The sequence below is a fragment of the Nordella sp. HKS 07 genome (assembly GCF_011046735.1).
Classification (GTDB): Bacteria; Pseudomonadota; Alphaproteobacteria; order Rhizobiales; family Aestuariivirgaceae; genus Taklimakanibacter.
Map to the genome: position 1 here is coordinate 5619636 of NZ_CP049258.1, position 23354 is coordinate 5642989.

17 protein-coding genes and 1 tRNA gene are annotated in these 23354 nt (G+C 60.4%); 13 read left to right on the top strand and 5 right to left on the bottom strand.

Going from position 1 to position 23354, the window contains the following annotated elements:
• Together G5V57_RS26465 and G5V57_RS26470 are read right to left on the bottom strand one after the other, a co-directional pair.
• Positions 1-3093, bottom strand: coding sequence for an efflux RND transporter permease subunit (locus G5V57_RS26465; protein WP_165170990.1), 3093 nt, complete (start codon positions 3091-3093; stop codon positions 1-3).
• Positions 3090-4202, bottom strand: a complete 1113-nt coding sequence (locus tag G5V57_RS26470; RefSeq protein ID WP_206530103.1) for an efflux RND transporter periplasmic adaptor subunit — start codon at positions 4200-4202, stop codon at positions 3090-3092. Before G5V57_RS26470 ends, G5V57_RS26465 begins: the two co-directional genes overlap by 4 nt.
• Positions 4203-4802: 600 nt before the next feature.
• Between G5V57_RS26470 and G5V57_RS26475 the strand changes: the two genes are divergently transcribed.
• The 3 genes from G5V57_RS26475 (at position 4803) to G5V57_RS26485 (ending at position 9435) form a co-directional block, all read left to right on the top strand.
• Entirely contained in the window at positions 4803-6491 is a 1689-nt protein-coding gene (locus tag G5V57_RS26475; RefSeq protein WP_246737731.1) for a hypothetical protein, read from the top strand.
• Positions 6492-6648: 157 nt separating this feature from the next.
• Positions 6649-8199 carry an AbgT family transporter gene (locus G5V57_RS26480; protein WP_165170992.1) on the top strand — a complete coding sequence of 517 codons (1551 nt, stop codon included), beginning with the start codon at positions 6649-6651 and terminating at the stop codon, positions 8197-8199.
• A gap of 33 nt (positions 8200-8232) precedes the next feature.
• Entirely contained in the window at positions 8233-9435 is a 1203-nt protein-coding gene (locus tag G5V57_RS26485; RefSeq protein WP_165170993.1) for a M20/M25/M40 family metallo-hydrolase, read from the top strand.
• A gap of 30 nt (positions 9436-9465) precedes the next feature.
• On the opposite strand, the gene G5V57_RS26490 is transcribed toward G5V57_RS26485, so the two are convergent.
• Entirely contained in the window at positions 9466-9681 is a 216-nt protein-coding gene (locus G5V57_RS26490) for a hypothetical protein (protein WP_165170994.1), read from the bottom strand.
• Between the two features lie 146 nt (positions 9682-9827).
• Between G5V57_RS26490 and G5V57_RS26495 the strand changes: the two genes are divergently transcribed.
• From G5V57_RS26495 to argC, 3 genes are all read left to right on the top strand, one after another.
• The gene (locus G5V57_RS26495) at positions 9828-11042 is read left to right on the top strand and encodes an MFS transporter (RefSeq protein ID WP_246737376.1); all 1215 of its coding nucleotides are present in this window, start codon (positions 9828-9830) and stop codon (positions 11040-11042) included.
• Positions 11043-11085: 43 nt separating this feature from the next.
• Complete coding sequence (locus G5V57_RS26500; RefSeq protein ID WP_165171004.1) at positions 11086-13122, top strand: bifunctional DedA family/phosphatase PAP2 family protein; 2037 nt, start codon at positions 11086-11088, stop codon at positions 13120-13122.
• Positions 13123-13262: 140 nt separating this feature from the next.
• Positions 13263-14303 (top strand): N-acetyl-gamma-glutamyl-phosphate reductase, encoded by a 1041-nt coding sequence (gene argC / locus G5V57_RS26505; RefSeq protein ID WP_165171006.1) that lies wholly within the window; start codon positions 13263-13265, stop codon positions 14301-14303.
• Between the two features lie 261 nt (positions 14304-14564).
• Here the strand turns inward: argC and G5V57_RS26510 are convergent, their stop codons facing one another.
• Positions 14565-14714, bottom strand: coding sequence for a hypothetical protein (locus tag G5V57_RS26510; RefSeq protein WP_165171008.1), 150 nt, complete (start codon positions 14712-14714; stop codon positions 14565-14567).
• Between the two features lie 176 nt (positions 14715-14890).
• Here G5V57_RS26510 and recJ point away from each other — a divergent pair, with 176 nt between their 5' ends.
• Together recJ and G5V57_RS26520 are read left to right on the top strand one after the other, a co-directional pair.
• On the top strand, positions 14891-16711 hold the full coding sequence (gene recJ, locus G5V57_RS26515) for a single-stranded-DNA-specific exonuclease RecJ (protein ID WP_165171010.1): 1821 nt from the start codon (positions 14891-14893) through the stop codon (positions 16709-16711).
• A gap of 73 nt (positions 16712-16784) precedes the next feature.
• A tRNA-Glu gene (locus tag G5V57_RS26520) sits at positions 16785-16859 on the top strand.
• Positions 16860-17010: 151 nt separating this feature from the next.
• Here the strand turns inward: G5V57_RS26520 and G5V57_RS34940 are convergent.
• Positions 17011-17142, bottom strand: coding sequence for a hypothetical protein (locus tag G5V57_RS34940; protein ID WP_256378603.1), 132 nt, complete (start codon positions 17140-17142; stop codon positions 17011-17013).
• A gap of 473 nt (positions 17143-17615) precedes the next feature.
• Here G5V57_RS34940 and G5V57_RS26525 point away from each other — a divergent pair, with 473 nt between their 5' ends.
• The 5 genes from G5V57_RS26525 (at position 17616) to G5V57_RS26540 (ending at position 23333) form a co-directional block, all read left to right on the top strand.
• Positions 17616-19358, top strand: a complete 1743-nt coding sequence (locus tag G5V57_RS26525; protein ID WP_165171012.1) for an adenylate/guanylate cyclase domain-containing protein — start codon at positions 17616-17618, stop codon at positions 19356-19358.
• Between the two features lie 835 nt (positions 19359-20193).
• Complete coding sequence (locus G5V57_RS35400) at positions 20194-20553, top strand: Rap1a/Tai family immunity protein (protein WP_371744634.1); 360 nt, start codon at positions 20194-20196, stop codon at positions 20551-20553.
• A gap of 39 nt (positions 20554-20592) precedes the next feature.
• Positions 20593-21618 carry a hypothetical protein gene (locus G5V57_RS26530; protein ID WP_165171014.1) on the top strand — a complete coding sequence of 342 codons (1026 nt, stop codon included), beginning with the start codon at positions 20593-20595 and terminating at the stop codon, positions 21616-21618.
• Between the two features lie 129 nt (positions 21619-21747).
• Positions 21748-22428 carry a hypothetical protein gene (locus tag G5V57_RS26535; RefSeq protein ID WP_165171016.1) on the top strand — a complete coding sequence of 227 codons (681 nt, stop codon included), beginning with the start codon at positions 21748-21750 and terminating at the stop codon, positions 22426-22428.
• 290 nt (positions 22429-22718) lie between these two features.
• Complete coding sequence (locus tag G5V57_RS26540; protein WP_165171018.1) at positions 22719-23333, top strand: SOS response-associated peptidase; 615 nt, start codon at positions 22719-22721, stop codon at positions 23331-23333.
• Positions 23334-23354: the final 21 nt, after the last annotated feature.

The window sequence follows — 23354 nt, forward strand, 5'->3', positions numbered from 1 at the left end:
TCAGACCTTCCTATCGGCAGCGGCCGCCGTGGCCGCTGGAGCGGCAGGCTCGCCCCGCTTTTCCTTCTGCCGGGCAAACCACGTCGTGTAGAGAGTGGGCAGGAAGACCAATGTGAGGATGGTGCCGACCAGCAATCCGCCCATGATCGACAGCGCCATCGGTCCCCAGAACACCGTCGGCGCGATCGGTATCATGCCGAGCACCGTCGACATCGCCGTCAGAATGATGGGACGGAAGCGCGTGCTGCTGGCGTCCACCACGGCGGTCTGCACGTCCTTTCCCTGCGCTCTCTCGGATTCGATCTGGTCGATCAGGATCACCGCGTTCTTGGTGATCATTCCGATCAGCGCCAGGACACCGAGAATGGCGACGAAGCCCAGTGGCATGCGCGAAATGAGCAGCGCCGCGATAACGCCGATCAGGCCGAGCGGGGCGACGGTGAGGACCAGAACAAGGCGCTGGAAGCTGCGCAGCTGTACCATCAGCACTGTGAACATGATGAGCAGCATCGCGGGCACAACGGCCATCACCGAAGCCAGCGACTTTGCACTCTCCTCGACCGTTCCGCCGACGACGATGTTGTATCCGCGGGGCAGGCCTTCTTGGAGCGCCGCGACGGAGGGGGTCAATTCGCCGATCACCGTCTCCGGCAACAATCCGCGCGTGATGTCGGCCTGCACGGTAAGGGTCGGGACGCGGTCGCGTCTGATGATCTGTGGGTAATCCTGTTCATATTCGAACGATGCGAACTGGCTGAGCGGGACCGTGCTCCCATTCGGCAATGGCACGGGGATGGTGCGCAGGGTGTCGAGAGAAATGCGCTGCTCGTCCGATGCCCTGAGTATTACATCGATGAGGTAAATGTTGTCGCGCACCTGGGTCGCGGTCGTGCCGGAAATAGCCGTGTTGAGCACGTCGGCCAGTGCTTGCGAACTCAGTCCGAGCAGGCGGGCCTCATCCTGGTCGATCCGGATGCGCACCTGTCGCGCCGGTTCGATCCAGTCGAAGGCGACCAGCAGCACCTTTGGACTGGCGGATATGGTCTGGGCGAGCTTGAGCGCGGTCTCCCTGACGGTATCCACATTCGGACCGCTGACCCGGTACTGCACGGGCCATCCGACCGGTGGGCCCAACTCGAGTGGTGAGACGCGCCCGACGACGTTTGGGAATTGCTCGGCAAGGAGCTTTTCCAGCTTCGCCTGGAGTCGGTCGCGAGCTGGAACGTCCTTGGCAACGATCACCGCCTGGCTGAAGGAGGGGTCCGGTCCCTGAACGTCGAGCGGCAGGTAGAAGCGGATCGCGCCGGTGCCCACATATGTGCTCCAGCGCTCGACATCCGGGTCGTCCTTCAAAGTCGCGTCGAACCGTTCCACGAGGCTTTCGCTCGCATAGATAGAAGCGTTCTGCGGCAGGGCGAGGTCGACAAGCAGTTCGGGGCGGTCCGACGCTGGGAAAAACTGGCGTGGAACGAGAGGGAGTGCCAGGACGGACGCAATGAAGAGGCCGAGGGTCACCGCGATTGTCAGCCACTTCATCCGAATGGCCCAGGTGAGAAAACCGCGATACATTCGCAGCAGCCTCCCCGGCTCCGTTGACTGCTTCGTCGCCGGGGCTTTGAGTATCGTGACGCCCAGCAGTGGCGTGAAGAGGACGGCCACGAACCACGAAACAATCAGTGTCATAGCGATAACGGCGAAGAGGGTGAACGTATACTCTCCGGCCGAGCTCGCCGCGAATCCGACGGGAACGAAGCCTGCAATTGTCACGAGTGTGCCCGCCAGCATGGCGAAGGCATAGGTTCGGAAGGCGAAAGTCGCGGCCGACACACTGTCGTCGCCCGCGGCGAGCCGAGTGACCATGGCATCGGTTGTGGTCATGGCGTCGTCGACAAGCAGCGCCAGCGCGATGATCAGCGCGCCGAGCGAAATGCGCTGCATGTCGATGCCCGTAATCTGCATGCAGGAGAAGACGACGACAAGCGTCAGGGGAATGGCCAGAGCGATGACGAGGCCGGGACGAATGCCGAGGCTGATGAAACTCACGGCGAGGATGATGCCGATTGCCTGCAGGAGCGAGGTCATGAATTCCGAGATGGCGCTCTCGACCGTCACCGCCTGATCCGCCACTAAAGTTGCGTTGATGCCGAGCGGCAGGTCGGCGATGACCGTATCCATGGTGTTCTTGATATTCTTGCCGAGCGCCAGAATGTCGCCGCCGTCGCGCATGGCGATGGCGAGTCCGATGGCGGGCTCGCCGTTGACGCGGAACATGGGCTGCGGCGGATCGGCGAAGCCGCTGCGGACCTTGGCGATGTCGCTCATGCGGAGGATGCGACCGCCGACGACCAGGTTGATGTTGCGGATATCGTTTTCGGTCTCAAATGCGCCCGAGACTCTCAACGACAATATCTCGTTGCCGGTCTGGATGGTGCCGGCGGGCCGCACGATGTTCTGAGCGCTAAGGGCGGCGATGAGTGTTGAGCTGTCGATGCCGAGATTGGCAAGTTGTTTCACGGAGAACTCGACGAAAATTCGCTCGTCCTGCGCGCCGAGGATATCTATCTTCGATACGTCAGGAACGCTCAGGAGCTTGGAGCGCACATCCTCGACATAGTCGCGCAGCTCGCGATGCGTGAAGCCGTCGGCCGTGAAGCCGTAGATGATACCGAAGGTGTCGCCGAACTCATCATTGAAACCCGGACCGACAACGCCGGCGGGGAGAGTATGGCGCATATCGGCGATGCTCTTGCGCACATGATACCAGATGTCGGGAACCTCCGCCGCCCCGGCGCTGCCCTGCAGGTTGACGAAGATTACCGTTGACCCGGGGCGCGTGATGCTGCGCAGAAAGTCGAGCTTGGGCGTCTCCTGAAGCGTTCGCTCGAGCCGCTCGGTGACTTGCTTGACCATGTCGTCCATGGAGGCGCCGGGCCACGCGGCTTGCACCAGCATGGTCTTGATGACGAATGACGGATCCTCCGCGCGGCCAAGACGGAAATATGAATAGACACCCGCGAGAACGGCCAGGATCATCAGATATACGGTCAGAGAACGGTGTTTGAGAGCCCACTCCGAAAGATTGAGTCCGCTCATGGTTCAGACCCAAGCAGCCGCACCTTCTGGCCGGGATAGAGAGCCTGCACGCCCGCTGTGACCACGATCTCGCCGACGTCAAGTCCGCCGGAAAGGGCGACAGTCGCCGGATCGAAGCGCATGACATCGACATTGCGCATCGATACCGTGAGGTTCGACGGATCGACGACCCATACGGCGGGCTGCTGTCCGCCTCTCGTCAAGCTCGACGCCGGCACCTCGATGAAGGGAACCGCCTCCATCTCCATTCGGCCATTGACGGTGGCGCCCAGCCGCATCAGCTCCGGCGGATCGGTCAGCCCGACCTTGACCTCGAAGGTCCGGGTACCCGGATTGGCCTGGGGTGAGACTTCGCGGACACGCCCCTTGGCCGTGACTGAAGGGTCGCTTGTCAGGCTTACCGTGATCAGCGGGTCGCCGGGGGCTGTGCTGATGACGTTGGCCGGCACGTCGAACACGGCATCGCGACCGTCCTTGCGGGCCAGCCGGATGATCATCTGCCCGACCTGGACGACCTCGCCTGCCGGCGGGCCGACAGCGATCACGACGCCTGGCGCATCTGCCTTGAGCTCGGTGAAGCTCAATGCGTCATGCGCGGTATTTAACTGCGCTTCGGCAGCCTCGACCTGCGCTTCGGCGCTCTGGAGCGCCTGCACCGCCTGATCGTGGTTGGCGCGCGTGGTCCAGCCGCCTTTCATGAGCCTGTCCTGGCGCTCAAAGTGGTTGCGCGCTTTGGTCAGCTCCCCCTGAGCGGACGCCAGATTCGCCTGCGCCGCCCGGAGCGCGTTCGTCTCGTTCTGGGGTTCGAGCCGGGCAACAATCTGCCCGGCTTCTACTCGGTCACCGAGCTTCATGTGGTTCTCGATCAGCCGGCCCGAGATCCGAAAACCCAGCGCCACCTCATCCTCAGCCTCGATGCGGCCGGTGAGGAAAACCGGAATGCCGGCTTCATGCCGCTCGGCCGTTACGGTTCGAACAGCACGCGGGGCCGGGGCGACCGTTTCGATTTCGGACCCGCAGGTCGCAAGCATCGTCGGGAGCACGAAGACAATCAGCGCTATTTTCGCTAAGGAGCGCTTATCCCCGACATGGCCCGCATGCGTCGTCATTTTCTGCCGCATCGCTTGAACTCACCGGTAGCTCAAAGGCGGTCTTCAATCATCGCCCCTTCGGCTTTGCGCTTCCAGGTCGCTACGAAGCGCGTCCCAGTCGAAAATTATCTCAGGGCCGCAGGCGCAATCGCGCAACAGTGCCGAAAGTTCGGTCGCTTGGGTTCGGAATCTTCGGTCACAGTACAGACCACCAGAGTGTTCATGATCGTCGACCTCTGAGGTGTCTTTAGGAAGTATGATCGCCTGCACTTACTACAACAAGACGCGGCGCCCTCGCTTCCTTGCGGATATCGTAGAATAGGAAGTCCATTCACATCAAGCAAAATGTAAAGACAGGCGAGCGGGAGTTGTGTCATTTTGATCGTATTTGTAGGACAATTCTGACTTGTGTGTGTAGCTTATCGGTGATATGTCTGCTTACATATTTGCCGAGTTCAGGATGCAGAGAACTATGGCGTCATCATCAGTACAGAAACAGTCGTTATTTGCGCTGACCGGCATAGTCGTTGGCTCCGTGGTCGGCGCGCTTGCCCGCGTCATTCAGTCTGTGGCTCAGCGAAAACCCGATCTCGATGCGGGCGTCTTCGCTGATTGAACGTGCAAAAGACCCGTCTCTCAGACTTCGCGCCGCTTAGCCCCGCCGAAGAACGCATTATCGCTGAACTGGGGCACGGCGATTTCGATCGGCTCGGTGACGGATTGGTGCCCGCGGAGCCCGACCCCACGCGCTATGTGAGGGCGGAACTGTTGCGGTTCATCCTGGTCGGCGGCGATGAAGCAAGCCGGCCCCATGAGAAAGGGATAAGAGTCAGTGGGGGATGGATAGGCGGGACACTGGACCTCGAGGGTTGCCGTATTCCGCACGACATCAGGCTCAAGGACTGCTTTCTTGAGGCTGTGCCGAATCTGCGCTCGGCAATTATCGACAATCTCTTCCTTGATGGTTCGGTTCTCCCGGGCCTCCAGGCCGATCGCATCGAGGCTCGCGGCGGCTTTCATCTGCGCGGCGCCACGATTACGGGTGAGATGTCGCTGAGCAGCAGCCGGCTCGGAGGCAGCTTCGAGTGTGATTCGGCCACCATCAACTGCCCCGATCAATGGGCGATAATTGCAGAAGGACTCACGGCGCGTAGTCTGTTTCTGCGCGGCGCTACGGTGAATGGGGGGATCAATATAGCCGGGGCTCGGTTAGGCGCTGACCTTGATTTTACCGGGGCGACGATCAGCCGGCCGGCCGGGGTCGCCATCCATGCGGAGACCCTCGATGCGGGCGGCGGCGTCATCTTGCGCGGAGCTACCGTAGCTGGAGAGACGCGGCTCCTTGGGGCGAGACTGGACGGGGACCTTGACGCGACCGGTGCCAAGCTCAAGCAACCCGGTGATTTTGCTCTTCTTGTCAACCGAGCCACCGTCCGGGGCGGTTTTTTCCTTTGCAAAGATGCAGCTGTGGACGGCGTCCTCGACCTGACCGGTGCATCGTTCGATACAATCCATGACGATGAAGCATGCTGGCCGGCCAAAACCAATCTGCTCCTCAATCGATGTCTCTACAACGCCTTCATTGGCGGTCCGGTGGATGCTGTCCGGCGTCTGGATTGGCTTTCGCGTCAAGAACCGGCCCGCTGGGGCGAAGACTTCTGGCCGCAACCCTTTGAACAACTGGCCCAAGTATTTCGCGAAATGGGCCATGACGAAGACGCCCGCACCGTTCTCATCGCCAAGGAGCGTCTGCAACGGCGCGCCAGACGGCAAAGGACATCCAACCGTCTGTGGCGGCAAGCGCTGTCGGTCAAGGACGGCATTCTTGGGATAACAGTAGGCTACGGACGGCAGCCATTGCGCTCATTTGTTTGGCTGTTCTTATTCTGGGCAATTGGTGTCGGCGTCTTCGGATTTGCCGATGCGCACTCTGCGCTGAAGCCCAACAGTCCCGTCATTTTGCGCTCCCCCGAGTGGACCATGTGCGGTTTGCCGCTCGGCGAGCAGGTTTTCATGCCGGCAACAGAGCAATGGGCGAAGGGTCGCGCCGCTGAGGGGCAGTCACAGCTCGATTGCTTCAGATCGCAGCGGGAGGCGCTGAGCTACCAGGCATTCAATGCCTGGATGTACTCGCTCGACACTCTGTTTCCAGTGCTGGAGGTCGGCCAGAAGCAGTTCTGGCGGCCGGACACGACGAAAAAGTGGGGTTCTCTTGTCATGGCTTATTTTTATTTTCAGGCCGTCGTCGGTTGGGCTTTGAGCTTGCTTGCCATTGCCGGCTTCTCCGGTCTGGTCAAATCGAAATGAGTTTGATCTATCGGATCCGAGCCAGTTGGGACGGTGTAACCCCGACTTGTCCCGTATGCGGGTGCTCTGAGGCAGTGCAACTTCTGGCTTTAACAGATCGTCAAATGGCGTTATCCTTAGTAACGGCACAGGCCCTCTCTGAGCGCACGAGGACTCCATGAGTAAAGCCGTGGCAGCCAACCAAACTTCAATGCAACGGTTTCTGAATGCCGTTGAGCGGGTCGGGAACATGGTTCCGCACCCGGTAGTCATCTTCCTTATCCTGATTGCCATTGTCATTGTCCTCTCGGCGATACTTGGCATGTTCTCGGCTGGCGTAACCTTGGAACAGATCAATCCGGATACGCATAAGGTCGAACAGGTGACGACCCAGATCCGCAGCCTCCTGAACGCCGAAGGCATTCGATTCATCTATACCTCGCTGATCCCGAACTTCATGAACTTCACCGCCGTCGGACTGATGATCGGCGCCATGATCGGCGCGGGCGTCGCGGAGGAATCCGGTTTAATAAACGCTCTTATCCGCAAACTTGTTTTGGTATCGCCCGCCTGGGCTCTCACCTATATCCTCGCCTTCTGCGGCATCCTGTCGAGCGTTGCCGCGGATGCCGGCTATCTTGTCCTGCTGCCCCTAGCGGGTGTCGCCTATTTAAGCGTGGGGCGCCATCCCTTGGCTGGGTTGGCTCTCGGTTTCGCGGCGGTGGCCGGCGCCTTCACCGTCAACATGCTGATCAAGCCGCTCGATGCGGTCCTGGTCGAATTCACCAACGATGCCGCGCGCCTTGTCGACCCGAACATTTCGATTGGCCTTGCGTCGAACGTCTTCTTCTCCATCGTTTCCGTCATTTTCCTCACCGTCCTGATCGCTTTTATCACGGACAGGATCGTCGCGCCGCGCCTTGGACCTTACAAGCCGGAGGCGGCCTCCGCGGCGAGCAAGGGCACGGAGAGCAGCGAGCTTACGCCGGCCGAACAGCGGGGCTTGAAATTTGCCCTCTACGGCTTGATCGGTCTTCTGGTGGTATTCGCTTTGCTGACGCTGCCGCCGGGAGCGCCGCTGCGCAATCCCGACACTGGCGAACTCATCGGCAACTCACCCTTCATGAATGGTTTGATTGCCTTGATCATGCTTGCGTTCCTTGTCACAGGCTGGACCTTCGGTATCGGCGCCGGCACCCTGCGCACCTTGTCCGATGTCATCAAGGCGATGGAGAAGGCGGTTGCCGGCCTTGGCGGTACGATCTTTCTGTTCTTTGTGTTGAGTCAGTTCGTGGCCTATTTCACCTTCACGAACATAGGCACGGTCATGGCGCTATCGCTGGCGGGCACGCTGCAGGCGATGAATGTCGGGCCTCTCGCACTTCTGATTGGCTTCATCGTGGTCGTAGCGATTATCGATCTCCTGCTGACCGGCGCGATTGCGAAATGGGCGATATTCGCTCCTGTCTTCGTTCCTTTGCTTCTCAAACTCGGCGTCGAGCCGGAATCGGTCCTCGCCGCCTATAGAGTTGGCGACTCCCCCATGAACGCGATCACTCCGCTGAATGCCTATTTCGCATTGATGGTGGGCTTCACCCAAAAGTACGATCCAAAGTCCGGCGTGGGCACGGTCGTGTCGCTGATGCTGCCTTACGTCGTGTGGATTTTTGTCCTGTGGACGGCTCTTTTCGCTCTGTGGCAGGTGCTTGGACTGCCTTGGGGACTTTGAGATCCGAATTACGGAACAGAGAGGTTAGTGATCATGGGCAGTGCTGCGGTTCCACTCGATGTTGCTTCGGCTGAGGCACATCTGATGCGTTTTCTTTCAGTCGAGGGCGTTACGGGCAAAGAGGCCGCCATCGCGGCGGCGGTATCGGACGAGTTGAAAAAGGTCGGGGTGCCCGCCTCGGCCATTAGTTTCGACGACGCCAACAAACGAATTCCGCTGCCGACGGAGACCGGCAACCTGATCGTTGATCTTCCGGGAACAAAACCCGGTCCGCGCCTTATGTTTGCGACTCATCTCGATACCGTTCCGCTTTGTGCGGGGGCCAAGGCGAAACGCGAGGGAAACCGCATCGTCTCCGACGGAACGACCGCGTTGGGAGGGGACAACCGTACCGGCTGCGGCGTGCTGGTGACACTCGCCGAGACGCTCATCAAGCATAAGCTTCCACACCCGCCCATAACCTTGCTCTTTACTGTTCGCGAGGAGAGCGGTCTGCACGGAGCGCGCGAGCTCAAGCCCAAGAGCCTCGGAGATCCCATCATGTGCATCAATGTCGACAGTCAGAAGCCTGCCGACCTGATCATCGGGGCGATCGGCCAGGAAAACTGGCAGGTTGAAATTAAAGGCACAGCCGCGCATGCGGGTCTCGCGCCCGAAAGGGGAATATCGGCGACCCTCGTTGGCGCTATCGGATTGGCCGATGCCCGTAAAGAAGGCTGGTTCGGCAAGGTCACCAAGAAAGACGGTCATGGCACGAGCAATGTCGGAATATTCGGCGGCAAGGACGGCAAGGCCGCCGGCGATGCGACGAATGTCGTAACGGACTATGCGTTCGTTAAGGGCGAGGCGCGCAGCCCGGAAGCAGCGTTCGCCACGAAGATTGCCGAGGGCTTCAAATCTTCATTTGCGCGCGCCAAGTCCGAGGTTACTGATGTCGACGGCGGGACTGCCGAGGTCAAGTTCGAGCATGCCGCATCATATCCGCCATTTCGGCTTGCTGAAGACAGCCCTGCTGTGCGGCACGCCACGGCGGGCATGAAAAAACTCGGCATCAAGGTCAATTTGATTTTTTCGCCGGGCGGGCTCGATGCTAACTGGCTCGACAAGCACGGTATTCCGACCGTAACCATTGGCTCTGGGCAAAGGGAAGTGCATACAATCAAGGAATATGTCGAGCTGGATGATTATGCAGAGGGCTGCCGTCTGGCCATTGTGTTAGCCACAATCGAGACGTGACAACAACGCGTAGAATACGCGGGCTTGCATTCACGTCGCCTGAGACAGGGCGAGTTCGCAGGTGGCTTCTTCGCCCGCCTGGCCTCGCGAAGCGGCCTGGTCGAAATAGGCTTTTTTCGCAAACGCGCCGCCATGGATGAGGATCGCCACGGCAGCCAGAGCGAGCAGGATCATCGCCCAGATCGCTGGACGCGCAACCAAGCGCTTGCTCACCGCCACATGAGGCGTATGGCGCCTTCCTCCCATGGCCTGTCCTGCACGCGCGCCCCATGTCGCACAACAGGGGCCGGGTCCCGGGGCTCCGGCCAACCCGCCCCTTAACTTTATGCAATTTTGCGGCGGCAGGGGGCTTTGCTATCTTGCCGTTTCCCGTCGACGATGCGGATCGTGACATGACTGAGGTGAACCCGGCGCGCCGGCAGACCATTCCGGTCGGCATATGGGTGCTCGGCTTCGTCTCGATGCTCATGGACATCTCTTCCGAGATGATCCACGCGCTGTTGCCCATCTACATGGTGACGGTGCTTGGCACCTCGGCGCTGACCGTCGGCGTCATCGAGGGCATCGCCGAGGCAACCGCCTCGATCACAAAGATATTCTCGGGCGCGCTCAGCGACTGGCTCGGCAAGCGCAAGGTGCTGGCGGCTCTGGGTTATAGCCTCGCCGCCCTGACCAAGCCGATCTTTCCCCTGGCGCCGTCGGTCGGCTGGCTGATCGCGGCGCGTTTCATCGACCGGATCGGCAAGGGGATCCGCGGCGCCCCGCGCGACGCGCTCGTCGCCGATCTGGCGCCGCCGCAGCTGCGCGGCGCCGCCTTCGGCCTGCGCCAGTCGCTCGACACGCTGGGTGCCTTCATCGGGCCGCTCATCGCCATCGCGGTGATGTGGGCGAGCGTCAATGATTTCAGAACCGTGTTCTGGATCGCCGTTGTCCCGGCCTTCCTCTCCGCCGGCCTCATCATAGTCGCTGTCAAGGAGCCGGAGCGGCCCAAGGATCTGCGCCGCGTCCGCATGCCGCTGCATCGCGACGAGATCGGGCGCCTGGGCGCCACCTATTGGTGGGTGGTCGTGATCGCAGCGATCTTCACGCTGGCGCGCTTCAGCGAAGCCTTCCTGGTGCTGCGGGCTCAGTCGCTCGGTCTGCCGGTGATGCTGATTCCGGTCGTCATGGTGATCATGAGCCTCGTTTATGCGCTCTCCGCCTACCCGGTCGGCATCCTGGCCGACCGCATGAACAAGATCACCCTGCTGATGCTCGGCCTCGTGCTGCTCGCCGGCGCCGACATCGTGCTGAGCCTTGCACAAGGCATGGCCGGTCTCGCCATGGGTGTCGTGCTGTGGGGATTGCATATGGGGTTCACGCAAGGCCTGCTGGCGGCCCTGGTCGCCGACACGGCGCCGCCCGAATTACGCGGCACAGCCTTCGGCATGTTCAATCTGGTTACCGGCATCGCTCTGTTGCTCGCCAGCATCCTGGCGGGCGCGTTATGGGATGGTGTCGGGCCGCAAGGCACATTTCTCGCCGGGGCTGGCTTTGCCTTGCTGACGCTGGCCGGGCTCGTCGTTGTCAGACGCCGGCTGAGCGGGGAGGGCAGGGCTCATGTATGAGATCGATGCCCGTTTCATCACCAGGGTTCTTTAGGCGACCTGCATGACGGCCTTGTTCTCATCGGTGATCGCGTTCCTGACGGCCCATCCTTATGTGGCCTATCTGGTCGTGTTCCTGCTCGCTCTGTCGGAATCTATCCCGATCGTCGGCGTCGTCGTTCCGGGCACGGCGGTGATCGTGGCGCTGAGCGCCCTGGTGCCGAGCGGCGTGCTGGTGCTCTGGCCCTTGCTGCTCGCCGCGACGCTGGGCGCCATCGCCGGCGACGGCCTGTCCTTCTGGCTCGGCCATCACTATCACCGCGAGGTTCTCGGCCTCTGGCCTGTGAACCGCTATCCGGAGCTGATCCAGAAAAGCGAGGCCTTCTTCGCCCGCCATGGTGACAAGAGCGTCTTCCTCGCCCGCTTCACGCCGGGCGTGCGCGCCTTCATTCCGCTCTTCGCCGGCATCCTGAAGATGCCGGTCGGCCGCTTCTATGCGGTGAATGTCGCCTCGGCGCTGGTCTGGGCGCCGTCGCATATCCTTCCGGGCGTGCTGCTCGGCGCCACTTTCGGCATATTGGGGGCGGCCGCTAAGCCGCTGGCGATCCTGCTGGTCGTCCTCGTGGCGCTGGGGTGGATCGCCCTGCACATGGTGCGCTGGCTGATGCGCCGCGGGATTCCGATGCTCTTCGTGGGCATGGAGCGGTTGCGCGACTGGAGCGGCTCCCATGAAGGCTGGCTCAGCCGCCAACTGGCGCGTCTGCTCAATCCGGCACGGCCCGGCTTCGGCGCGCTGGTGACGCTCGCCGGGATCCTTATCGCCGCGGCCTGGCTCTTCTTCAGTATCCTCGAGGATGTGCTGCACGGCGATCCGCTGGTGATGACGGATACCGCGATCTTCCGACTGTTGCAGGACACGCGCTCGGGTCCCGGCGATGCGCTGATGATCGCCATCACCGAAATGGGCGACACCTTCGTCGTCATCGCCGTCACCGCTGCGGTCCTGCTGTGGCTCGTCTGGCAGCGCGCCTGGCGCACCGCCCTCTACTGGCTGGCGGCGGTCGCCGGCGCCTCGGCGCTCAACACCGTCATCAAGGTGGCCCTGCATCGGATGCGGCCGAGCGAACTGCACTACAGCGGCTGGAGCGCCTTTTCTTTTCCCAGCGGCCACAGCACCGTCAATGCGGTGCTCTATGGCTTCCTCGCAATCCTCATCGCGCGCAACCTTCGCCCGGCGCTGCGTGTGCCGGTGGCGCTGGCCGCCGCGACGGGGGTGTTCCTCATTGCCTTCTCGCGGCTCTATCTCGGCGCCCACTGGCTCTCCGATGTCCTGGGCGGTCTCGCTTTCGGTTCAGCCTGGCTGGCGCTCATCGGCCTTGCGTATCTGCGCAAGCCCGTTGATCGGGTGGCGCCCTTGGGACTGCTCGTCGTCGGATGCACTGCTTTGATCCTCGCCGGCGCGCTTCATATCTATCGCGATCACAGCAAGGATATCGGCCTTTATGCGGTCGAGACCGCTCTGCCGAGCGAGCCCGTCGCCGAGTGGTGGTCGGGAGGCTGGGAGGAGCTCCCGTCCTACCGCACCGATCTTACCGGCGAGGCGAGGGAGCCGCTGACGCTGCAATGGGCCGGCAGTCTCGCGAGCATCGAAGCGGCGCTCACCAAATCGGGCTGGGAGGCGCCGACATCCTGGTCGGGGGTGAATGCCTTGATCTGGCTGACCGCGGCCGATGCCGCGCATGTGCCGGTGATGCCGTCCTTCAATGCCGGGCGCCCGCCAGGGCTGACGCTCATCCGGCCGGAAGGAAATACGCGCCTGGTGCTCAGGCTCTGGGCCGCCGATCTCGATCTGACCAATGGCAAGACGGTACCGCTATGGATGGGATCGGTAGTCGAGGAGAATCTCTACCATCCGCTATCGCTTATGACGGTCACCGAGGAGCAGCCCGGCGCCGACGCGCCGCGCCAGACCGCGACCGCCGGCCTCACGGGCGCTCGCCTGGTTCGGCGCGAAGCCGAGGAGGCAGGGCCGGACTGGGATGCCAAAGTGCTGCTCGCAGGCGAAGAAACCGATATTTTTCATCAGCTTGGTGGTGATTGATAAGAATTCGCTGCGGCTCGCGCGAGCGGCGATCTTTACAATATGCGCGCGTGCCTTAAAGGAGCGCCTCCAGCTCGGAAGGTCCCGCTGGCTGTAGCGAACTTCGGATTCGGGACACTAGCGCAAGGAGACCAGACTCAATGGCCAGGATCAAGATCGGTGTCATCGGCGCGTCGGGTTATACCGGTTCCGATCTGGTGCGCCTCGCCGCCTGTCATCCCGGCATGGAGATCGCCGTGCTCACCGCCAATTCGCATGCCGGCAAGGCGATGGCCGAAGTCTTCCCGCATCTGGCGCATTTGAAACTGCCCACCCTCGTCAAGAACGAGGAGGCCGACTGGTCGAATATCGAGGCGGTATTCTGCGGCCTGCCGCACGCGACGAGTCAGGTCGTGATCCGCGATCTGCCGAAGCATCTGAAGGTTATCGACATGTCGGCCGATTTCCGGCTGCGCGATGCCGCCGTCTATGAAAAATGGTATGGCGGCCCGCATCAGGCGCTCGATCTCCAGAAGGATGCGGTCTACGGACTGAGCGAACACTATCGCGACGACGTCAGGAAGGCGCGGCTCGTCGCCTGTCCCGGCTGCTATCCGACCGCCGTCCTCATCATGCTATTGCCGTTGGTGAAGGCCGGACTCATCGACGCGTCGGATCTGATCATCGATGCCAAGTCGGGCGTCTCCGGCGCCGGGCGCTCGCTCAAGCAGAATGTGCTGTTCTGCGAGGCGGGCGAGGGGCTCTCCCCCTATGGCGTGGCGAGCCACCGCCACGCGCCCGAAATCGAGCAGGAGATCTCGCGCGCCGCGGGCGAGCAGGTGATCGTGAATTTCACCCCGCATCTCATCCCGATGAGCCGCGGCGAGCTCTGCACCACCTATGCCAGGCTGAAGGGCAAGGCGACCGCAGCGGACTGCGTCGCCGCCCTCGAGAAGCATTACAAGGACGAGCCGTTCATCTTCATGGCGCCCAAGGGCGTTATGCCCTCGACCCAGTTCGTGCGCGGCTCCAACAATGTCATGCTCGGCGTCTATGCCGACCGCGTGCCGGGCCGTGTCATCCTCATCTCGACGCTCGACAATCTGGTCAAGGGCTCGGCCGGCCAGGCGATCCAGAACTTCAATCTGATGTTCGGCTTGGCCGAAAACCAGGGACTCGAACAGGTGGCGCTGTTCCCCTAGCGCGTGATCAGGAAAAGTGGGTACCGGTTTTCCGTCCGATCACGCGCTAAACTAATGATTCCGATCACCTATATCACTTCAGGTCGATTCGACCTGAAGTGATCGTGATCTAGAGCATGATCCGGAAAGCTTGTGGTCGGGCTTGACCCGACCATGCGGAAACTCATCGTCCTCGCCAACGCTCTGCTCAAAGCCAACCGAAAATGGACCTCTAAGCCTGCTTGACCAAAACGGATACTTTAAAGGGGCTGATGCCCGCTGTCAGTGGTGCTTGAAGTATTGAACCTCGCGTTCGTGCTTTTCCGCCGCCGCGCGGCTCTTGAATGTGCCGAGATTGCGCCGCCTGCCGGTCTTCGGGTCCTTCTTGCGCGAATAGAGACGATATTCGCCGGTTTTCAGCTTGCGGATCATTGCACGGTCCTCCGACGCGCTGCCTCCGGTTGCCCGTTTCCATTTGATATCAATGACTACCGATGGAGAAGGTTCCGCGCTTGCGGGCCATCCTGGGGGTGAGTATGGAACGGCCTTATGCCGATGCGGGGTGTTCCTGTCGAATGCCCGTCCGAATCGGTGTCCAATGAAGGATCATGTCACTCTTGCTGGATAGTCGGACGGCACCTCAGTCATCGCCTCCCTTTCTCGGCGTCAGCCGCTCCGTCACTGGCCGCCTGTGGCGGCCGCGGCCTTTCCAGAGCCGTGACGCGCAGGCCATTTCCGAGAAGAATGAGCTTCCGGAATTGCTCGGCCGCGTTCTGGCGGCGCGCTCGGTCGGACTCGAGGACGTCGAGAGTTACCTTAACCCGACGATCCGCCGCCTGATGCCGCAGCCTTCGGCGCTGGTGGACATGGAAAAGGGCGCCGAACGCTTGGCGCGCGCCATCATGACCGGCGAACGTATCGGCACGATCAGCGACTATGACGTCGACGGCGTCTCCTCCGCCGCTCTCGTTACGCGTTTCCTGGCGAGCGTCGGCGCCGCCAATATCGTGCATATCCCGGACCGGCTCACTGAGGGCTACGGCCCGAGCGAGGCGGCGGTGAGTTCGCTGAAGGATCAGGGCACGCAGTTGCTGCTCACCCTCGATTGCGGCGTCCTCTCTCATGATCCTCTCGCCAAGGCCAAGGCGCTGGGCATGGATGTGGTCATTGTCGACCATCATCAGGCGGGCGCCACGCTGCCCGATGCGACGGCGGTCATCAACCCCAACCGCCAGGACGACATATCGGGCTTCGGCTATCTCTGCGCCTGCGGCGTCGCCATGATCCTCGTCAGCGTCGTCAACCGCATTCTGCGCCAGCGCGGCTGGTACGGGCCGGACCGTCCCGAGCCCAACATGCTGCAGTGGCTCGAACTGGTGGCGCTGGCGACGGTCTGCGATGTCGTGCCGCTCATCGGCCTCAACCGCGCTTATGTCACCCAAGGCCTGCGCATCATGGCGCGCCGCGAAAATCCCGGGCTCGCCGCTTTGTCCGACGTTGCCCGCCTCAAGCGCCGGCCCGACGCCTACGCGCTGGCCTTCCTTCTGGGGCCGCGCCTCAATGCGGCAGGCCGCATCGGCCATGCCAATCTCGCTTTCGAGCTTCTGATCAGTCCTGAGCGCGGACGCTGCGCCATCATCGCGGGCGAGCTCGAGAGAATGAACCGCGAGCGTCAGGCGATCGAACTCAGCGTGCTCGATCAGGCGCTGCGCGAGGCCGATGCCTCGCTCGGCGCCGAGCGCACGAGTCCCGCCATCGTCGTGGCGGGCGAGGGGTGGCATCCCGGTGTGCTCGGCCTTGCCGCCGCGCGTCTCAAGGAGCGCTTCAACCGGCCGAGCATCGTGCTCGGCTATGAGAGGGATAGCCTTACCGCGGGTGGGTCCGGCCGCTCGATCTCGGGCGTCGATCTGGGCCAGGCGGTGAGGGCGGCGCTCGATGCCGGAATCCTGGTCAAGGGCGGCGGCCATGCGATGGCGGCGGGCCTCACCATCGAAAGATCCAGGCTCGGCGATTTCCGCGCTTTCCTCGAGACGCATCTGGCCTACGCCCTGCAACTCGCCGACCAGCGCTATCTCGACGTCGACGGCGCCTTGACCGCATCGGGCGCCACGCTCGACCTCATCGAGCTCGTCGAGCAGGCAGGCCCCTATGGAGCGGGTAATCCGGCGCCGGTCTTCGTTCTGCCTGCGCATCGCGTCGTTTATGCCGACAGCGCCGGCAGCGACCACGTCCGCCTGACGCTCGCCGCCTCGGACGGGACCCGCATCAAAGCGATCGCCTTCCGCGCTTTGGGCACCGATCTTGGCGAATTGCTCCTCACCGAGCGTCAGCATCCGCTGCATGTCGCCGGACGCCTGGTGGTCGATGACTGGGGCCGCGAGCGCGTGCCTTCCCTCCATGTCGAGGACGTCGCTCGGCTCGCAAGCTGATTTCTTTGATTTAAAAGATGAATTTCACGTCTTGCGCTCGCGCGCGAAGCCCCTTATAGAGCCGCCATCTCGCGCGCCCTTCGTCTATCGGTTAGGACGACAGCCTTTCACGTTGTAAAGACGGGTTCGATTCCCGTAGGGCGCGCCAACTCCAATATAATCAATAAAATCAAATGGATACGGGAAGTAGAACTCCGGTTTCGTACACAGTTCTCGTACTCGGTATAGCGGCACCCCGGTGAGGGTGCCCGAAGGGGACGGGAAACGGGGGTTAGGTCCGCCTCCCGTGTTGTTGTCGATTAGACTTCGCGGCGTGTCCGCTCAAAGGACGAACCAACGTCCCCGGTGAAGTCTACGAGGAAGGTAAACCCTAACCAGAAGATGAAACGGCTGTTCACTTCGAGTTCAACTGGAGTGGTCTTGAGGGTCATCGCTCGTGGTCCTTTCCCTGTTAGCGTTGGTGGTGATGATGCAGATGAACTGGCACCGACAGTCGAACTGACCATGGACCCTTTAGAACCTTACTGGTCCCATAGGTGGAGGGAAGTCAGCTTGAAGTGTCGTTAGGAGTGGTGTCCACCTACTGACCTCCTCCTACATCTGTCCCCTCCACCTACGATCTATTGGGGGGGCGTATACTCATAACGCGCAGCCAAAGTCTGCTTGATGCGAGCTGGGTGAAAGCCAAGTAGTTGGCCGCGAGCTTGTCATAGCGGTTGCGATCCGACGACATTGCTTGCATCCTGGCGAGTCGCCCGGCCTTGCCGCTATGTGGGTGGAAAGCGGACATCCTGGGCTCAAATTGAGCCTTCCGCTAAGACCCAATCGGAAGTAGCGATAGACTCTGAACCAGGGCATTCATACAATCGCCAAGGTCCGGGTTCCAAAAAAGCAGTCGCGCCGAATGGCTGAAGAACGCGTCCAGCGCCGCCTCGCCGCCATCCTGGCGGCCGATGTGGTCGGCTACAGCCGGCTCATGGAGCAGGACGAAGCTGGCACGCTTGCAGCGTTGAAGGACCGGCGAAGTAATATTCTGACACCGTTGGTCGCACATCATGACGGACGCATTGTCAAGTTTATGGGCGATGGTGAGCTGCTCGAGTTCGGGAGCGCCGTCAACGCTGTCGCCTGCGCCGTCGAGTTGCAGAACCGGATGGGGAGCGCGAACGATCGCTTGCCGGAGAAACGTCAGATCGTTCTGCGCATTGGCATCAATCTAGGCGACGTCATTGTCGAGGGAAGCGATCTCTACGGCGATGGCGTTAATGTGGCGGCCAGGCTGCAGACCATGGCCGGGCCGGAGGACATCTACGTCTCCGGCAGTGTCTACGAACAGGTGAAGCGAAAGCTCGATCTAGAGTTCGACGACCTTGGCCCACAAACGATCAAGAATATTGCGGAGCCAGTAGCGGTCTATCGAGTCAGGTCACCGGGATCGGGCGTGCATGAATATCGCGGGCTTTCGCATAGTGAGCTGCTGCCGCTTCCCTCCAAAACCTCGATTGCCGTCCTTCCGTTTATCAACATGAGCAACGATCCGGAGCAGGAAAACTTTGTCGATGGCCTGACCGAAGATCTAATTACGGACCTGTCGAGGGCGACGGGGCTGTTCGTCATCGCCCGGAACTCAACCTTTGCCTACAAGGGCAGGACCGTCGATGTGCGCCGCATTGCCCGCGATCTCGGCGTGCGATATCTCGTGGAAGGCAGTGTGCGCCGGGCTGCTGGGCGGGTGCGTATCAATGCTCAATTGATCGATGCAGCCGGTGGAGACCACCTTTGGGCGGAACGGTTCGACCGCAGCCTGGAGGACATCTTCGCGGTGCAGGACGAGGTAGCCAGCAAGATCGTTGAAGCCTTGGTCGGCCGGTTGACGATGACGCCGCCGCGCAACCGACCTGCAAACATCGAAGCCTACGAATTCTGCGTACAAGCGCGTGCACTGAATTTTCAGACGGAAATGGCCGCGAGAGAGGCGAGCCTCCTGCTGGAGCGTGCGATCTTGCTCGACTCAGAATATGCCGAAGCGCATCGCTGGCTGGCGCTTAACTTATGGTTCGGCTGGGCATTCTGGAACCAGTCCCGAGAACCCAACCGCGTAAGGGCTATGGCGGAAGCGCAGCGGGCGGTGGCGCTCGACCCCAACGACGCCGGAAACAGATGGGTACTTGGGCTCATTTTGGGAAATGAGCACCGCTGGGCAGAATCGGATGCTGAATTTGACGCGACCTTCAAACTGGATCCGAACCACGCAGATGCATGGGCGATCAGATCGGATCTGCTGACGCATAATGGCCAAGCAGCAGAAGCCATCGAACATGTACAACGGGCGCTTCGGCTCAATCCGTACCCACCTGGTTGGTACTATTGGTTGCTGGGACAGGCGCAATACGCACTTCGGAAATATGCGTCTGCTATCCAGACACTACGCAGACCGGAAACGTACCGTACAACATCGCGTCGCATTCTTGCAGCGAGCCTAGCCCAGCATGGGCGCCTGGACGATGCCCACCGCGAAGGGCAACTATTCATGATGAGCAATCCGCACTTCACCATTCACGAATGGGCCGATGCGCAGCCTTTCCGCGATGAACAGACGCTCCAGCATCTTGTCGATGGCTACCGGAAGGCAGGGCTGCCAGAATGACATTCCTCTAGCCCTGGTCCGAATCTGGCCCCAAGGCGACATGAAACAATTTCCACTAGTCGGTCGCTATTGGGTGTAAAGCGGACATCGTTCGAAGAAATTGGTCTGTACGCTGCCTAACACCCGGGATGTGCGATTATCTACTTGTCCGTCACTCGCAGTGGATAGCCCGTGACCCGTTGCGACATGGTCCCCATAACGTCCCTCGCTTCTGATGCTCGGGATGCCGGGATGAGTAACCCATCGTGAAGGCCCAACCCGACAATGCCTCGGGAGCGGAGTTCCTCCAGCACGGCTAGCAGGACTTCACTCTCAAGGTGCATGAGGCGGTAGCCGATACTTGTGCCGAAGGCGGCAGCCAATGCCGGATGGCGCTGGAGGATCGCATCCCTTGTCCTCTTCACCGTCCATCCCTCTGGAAGACGCGCATCGTATTCGGCTGCAGGGACTTCGCCGTTCCCTGCAGAGTTATCATCGCCCATGCCGACGCCTAGTCCAGTCGGCCATGATCGCCGCGCAGCAGACTGATCGAAGAGAAAGCAGTTCATCGCCATCTTCACCCCACTGCGGTAACACTCAAGGCCAGGGAGGGCGTATAGGTCACCTGACGGCGGAGCGATGTCCAGTTCGGCATGAGCGAGACGTGAGAACATGGACGAGTAGTCGAGGACACAGCCCGATCACCCAGGAACCACGGGGGTGAGTATCCGCTGCCCATCTGTCAATTACCGCTTCACATTTATCCGCGATTTTTGGTCCGTCCTTCGTGGTCGTGACATTTCCACTACGTCGTGCCATCGTGGTAGCACGGCAACTTATGGGGGACGGCTCCTTAATGTCGAAAACTTCGTCGCAGCTGTTTGCGGCGCTGCTGCTGTTAGGGGCACTCTCTTCCCCGGCTACGGCGTCGTTTGAGTCTGGCAATACCCAATGGACTACCAGTACGGCTTCTAAAAATAGCGCGGGCTATCATCAAGATACAGCATTATGCCTCAGCAATAAAAGAGGCATTGCCGACGTGCTGGCCAGTGAACGCATCGGCGACTTTAGGGCCTGCATTCCAAGCCAAGTTACGGCGGGTCAGCTGGCAGACGTCGCAATAGAGTATCTCGGAGCACGCACGGCCCTTGGCCACTACAGCGCAGATAGCGGAGGTGCCAGCGCATTTTCGGAGGCGTTCCCGTGTACCCAGTAGCTTCGATCCTCATGTTGCTAAGGAGATGGATAGAGGAAAATGGCAAACCAGAGTGAAGCCCTGGAAAGGGCTAAGAAATCGTTAGAGCGCATTCAAAAGTTTGATACGGCAACCTTGCCCAGAGAGGCGCAGCTTGGTCAAGACGCGAACTTTAATGAGGCGGTTGAACCGGCCAATCGCGTCACAAACCTCTTCCGGCAATTTCCTATTGAGTTTCTGCCAGAGCTTCCCACCAACCATCTGCAACAGCTCGGAAATCAGGCGGATAGTTTTTACAATCTCCTAAGTCAGATTGAGACGTTTAATCTCAAAGAGCCCGATGCGTACAATAAACGGAACCAACTGATAGAGACCATCAGAGGCCAGTATGAACAATACTTTGTCAGCTTACATCCGCTGATATCCTATGGGGCGTCAAGGCAGCGAGACTTTTCGGCGATAGAGCGCGATTTTAGAGCGTCGATCCAGCGTTCCGAGGACGCGGCCGGCGAGTCGATGCAAAAACTCCAAGGAGTCCAGCAGGACGCCCAGCGCATTCTAGACGAAGTTAGAAAGGTCGCTGCTGAACAGGGCGTGTCTCAACAGGCGAGCTATTTTCAAGCCGAAAGCGCAAGCCACGAGGCTGACGGCGCTATTTGGCGAAATCGAACGATAGGCGTGGCGGGCGGGCTAGCCCTCTACGCGGTTGCGTCGATATTTCTTCACAAGGTATCGTGGCTCACTCCTGTGTCGACTTATGAGGCCGCTCAGCTGGCTCTTAGCAAGCTTCTCATATTCGCCGTTCTCGCCTATGTACTGTTACTGTGTGCTCGCAATTTTTTGTCGCATAAGCACAACGCGATTGTGAACAAGCACCGCCAAAACGCTCTGCTAACATTCAATGCTCTTGTGAATGCGGCGGGTAGCGATGACAGGCGAGACGTGATTCTGACCTACGCGGCCGCATGTATCTTTGCTCCCCAAGATACCGGCTATTCCAAGGTGGGTGGAACCCAGATGGAGCTGCCCGCCAGCATTATTCAAGCGATTCCTAGGCTGGCTGGAGGAGGCAGCGCGCCCCACTGAGCCAAACGGGGCCTTGCGATGAGATTAGCCCGCCCCGCTGACACTGCTGGTGGCGTCGCCGCTTCGACAGGATTATTTGTTCCGCCAAATTAGTTTTGGTGGACGTCTTTACAAGGGATTTGCAGAACAATGAGCAATGAGCGCCCGTATACTGGGCCGATGGGCATCGCACTCATTGCCAAGGAGTTGCATGTTGAGGGCTATCCCGATGCTGTCATGATTGGGAAGTTAAACTCGAAGGTCTCGCGTAGATTAGCTGTCCTGCGACTGCACCAGTCTGCATTAATGACCGCTCACGCGTTGATAGCAAGGCTTCGCGCTCATCCATTCGAGGACAGTGAACTAGCTCACGGCATTTTGGTTGGCACGGTCGCGACGTATTTCTCCTGCTTCGGGAAGAACAATGCGGTATTTACGCTAGCGCCCGACAGAATCTTTGCGAAGCGCTCTGATATCAAGGAAGTGTTCCACTATTGGAAGGATATTAGAGATAGACATCTGATCCATAACGAAAGCGAAATGACGCAGATGCGGACTGGGGTCGTGCTCGGAAATGGTGGACGCGTAATCGATATTCTCTCTTTCCAAGTGTCGGCCAGAATCGCGTTGGATCAAGAACACCAGCAGTCCTTACAAGACCTCATTTCGTTCACCATGAAGAGGCTGCTTGAAGAAATCGACGGCCTAATTCCGCGGGTCTTTCAGGAAGTGGAGCTTATGAATCCCGAGCAACGAATGAGGCTTCCTTCGATGCAGGTCTCTGGTTTTCCAACCGACAAGGCCTCCCGAATTAGGGCCGAGGACATTTAGCTCTGCTTGGCCCGTGAGGAATTCGCATAAAATCGCTAGCCGCGCTGATCTGATCGTCGCTTTCTGACCATGATGGGTTCTTTACGTCGATTGGAAATCTTCACCCCTTGATCGCTTATCCACCGGGGGCGTCCCAAGCGTTATCCCCGGGGCTCGTGTGGCTTACACTCCGCCTGAGCGCGCTTGTCATTTTGAAACCATCTCTCGAATATGTGAGAACATAACAAGAACCCAAATCTGGAGATACGGGTAGCCATGTGTCGACGCGTCAGAGCCCCAATGTCGAGGAGGTGAGCGAGATCAAGCTCAATCACTTTCGGAGTCGCTGGTCGCGCGAGGTTCTGAGCGGAGACAGGACGCCGGGAAGCTTGGCGCCGGTCGTCATATTCGAGAACGGTGAACGCATCGCCCAGCACATGCGCTGGGGCCTGATTCCGGCACGGTCCGAATCGGACCGTCTCGATCATTCGACTTATAATGCGCGCGCCGAGCGGATCAGTGAGACTGCCACCTATCGCGCGGCGTGGCGGAAAGGGCGGCGATGCCTGATCCCGGCCGAGGGCTTCTATGAGCGGAAGCGCTATTTCTTCCTGCGCGACGCGAAACTGATGATGCTCGCGGGCCTCTGGGATGAGTGGAAAAACCCGATGGGCGGGATGCTGAGAAGCTTCACGATCATCACCACTGAGCCAAATGAGCTGGTCGCCAGGATTCACAGCCGCATGCCCGTTATCATCGCGCGCGAGGGCTGGGCGAAGTGGCTTGGTGATGAAGTGGCATCTGAGGATCATCTGAAGGCATTGCTGATGCCGTATCCAGCAGCTCTCATGGATGCATCCTTGCCGCCCGGTACGGAGCGTGAGCGAAGTGCACCGGATGACGAAGGGCAACTGCAGCTGCTCTAGGTACTGCGAAAGAGTGGGGAC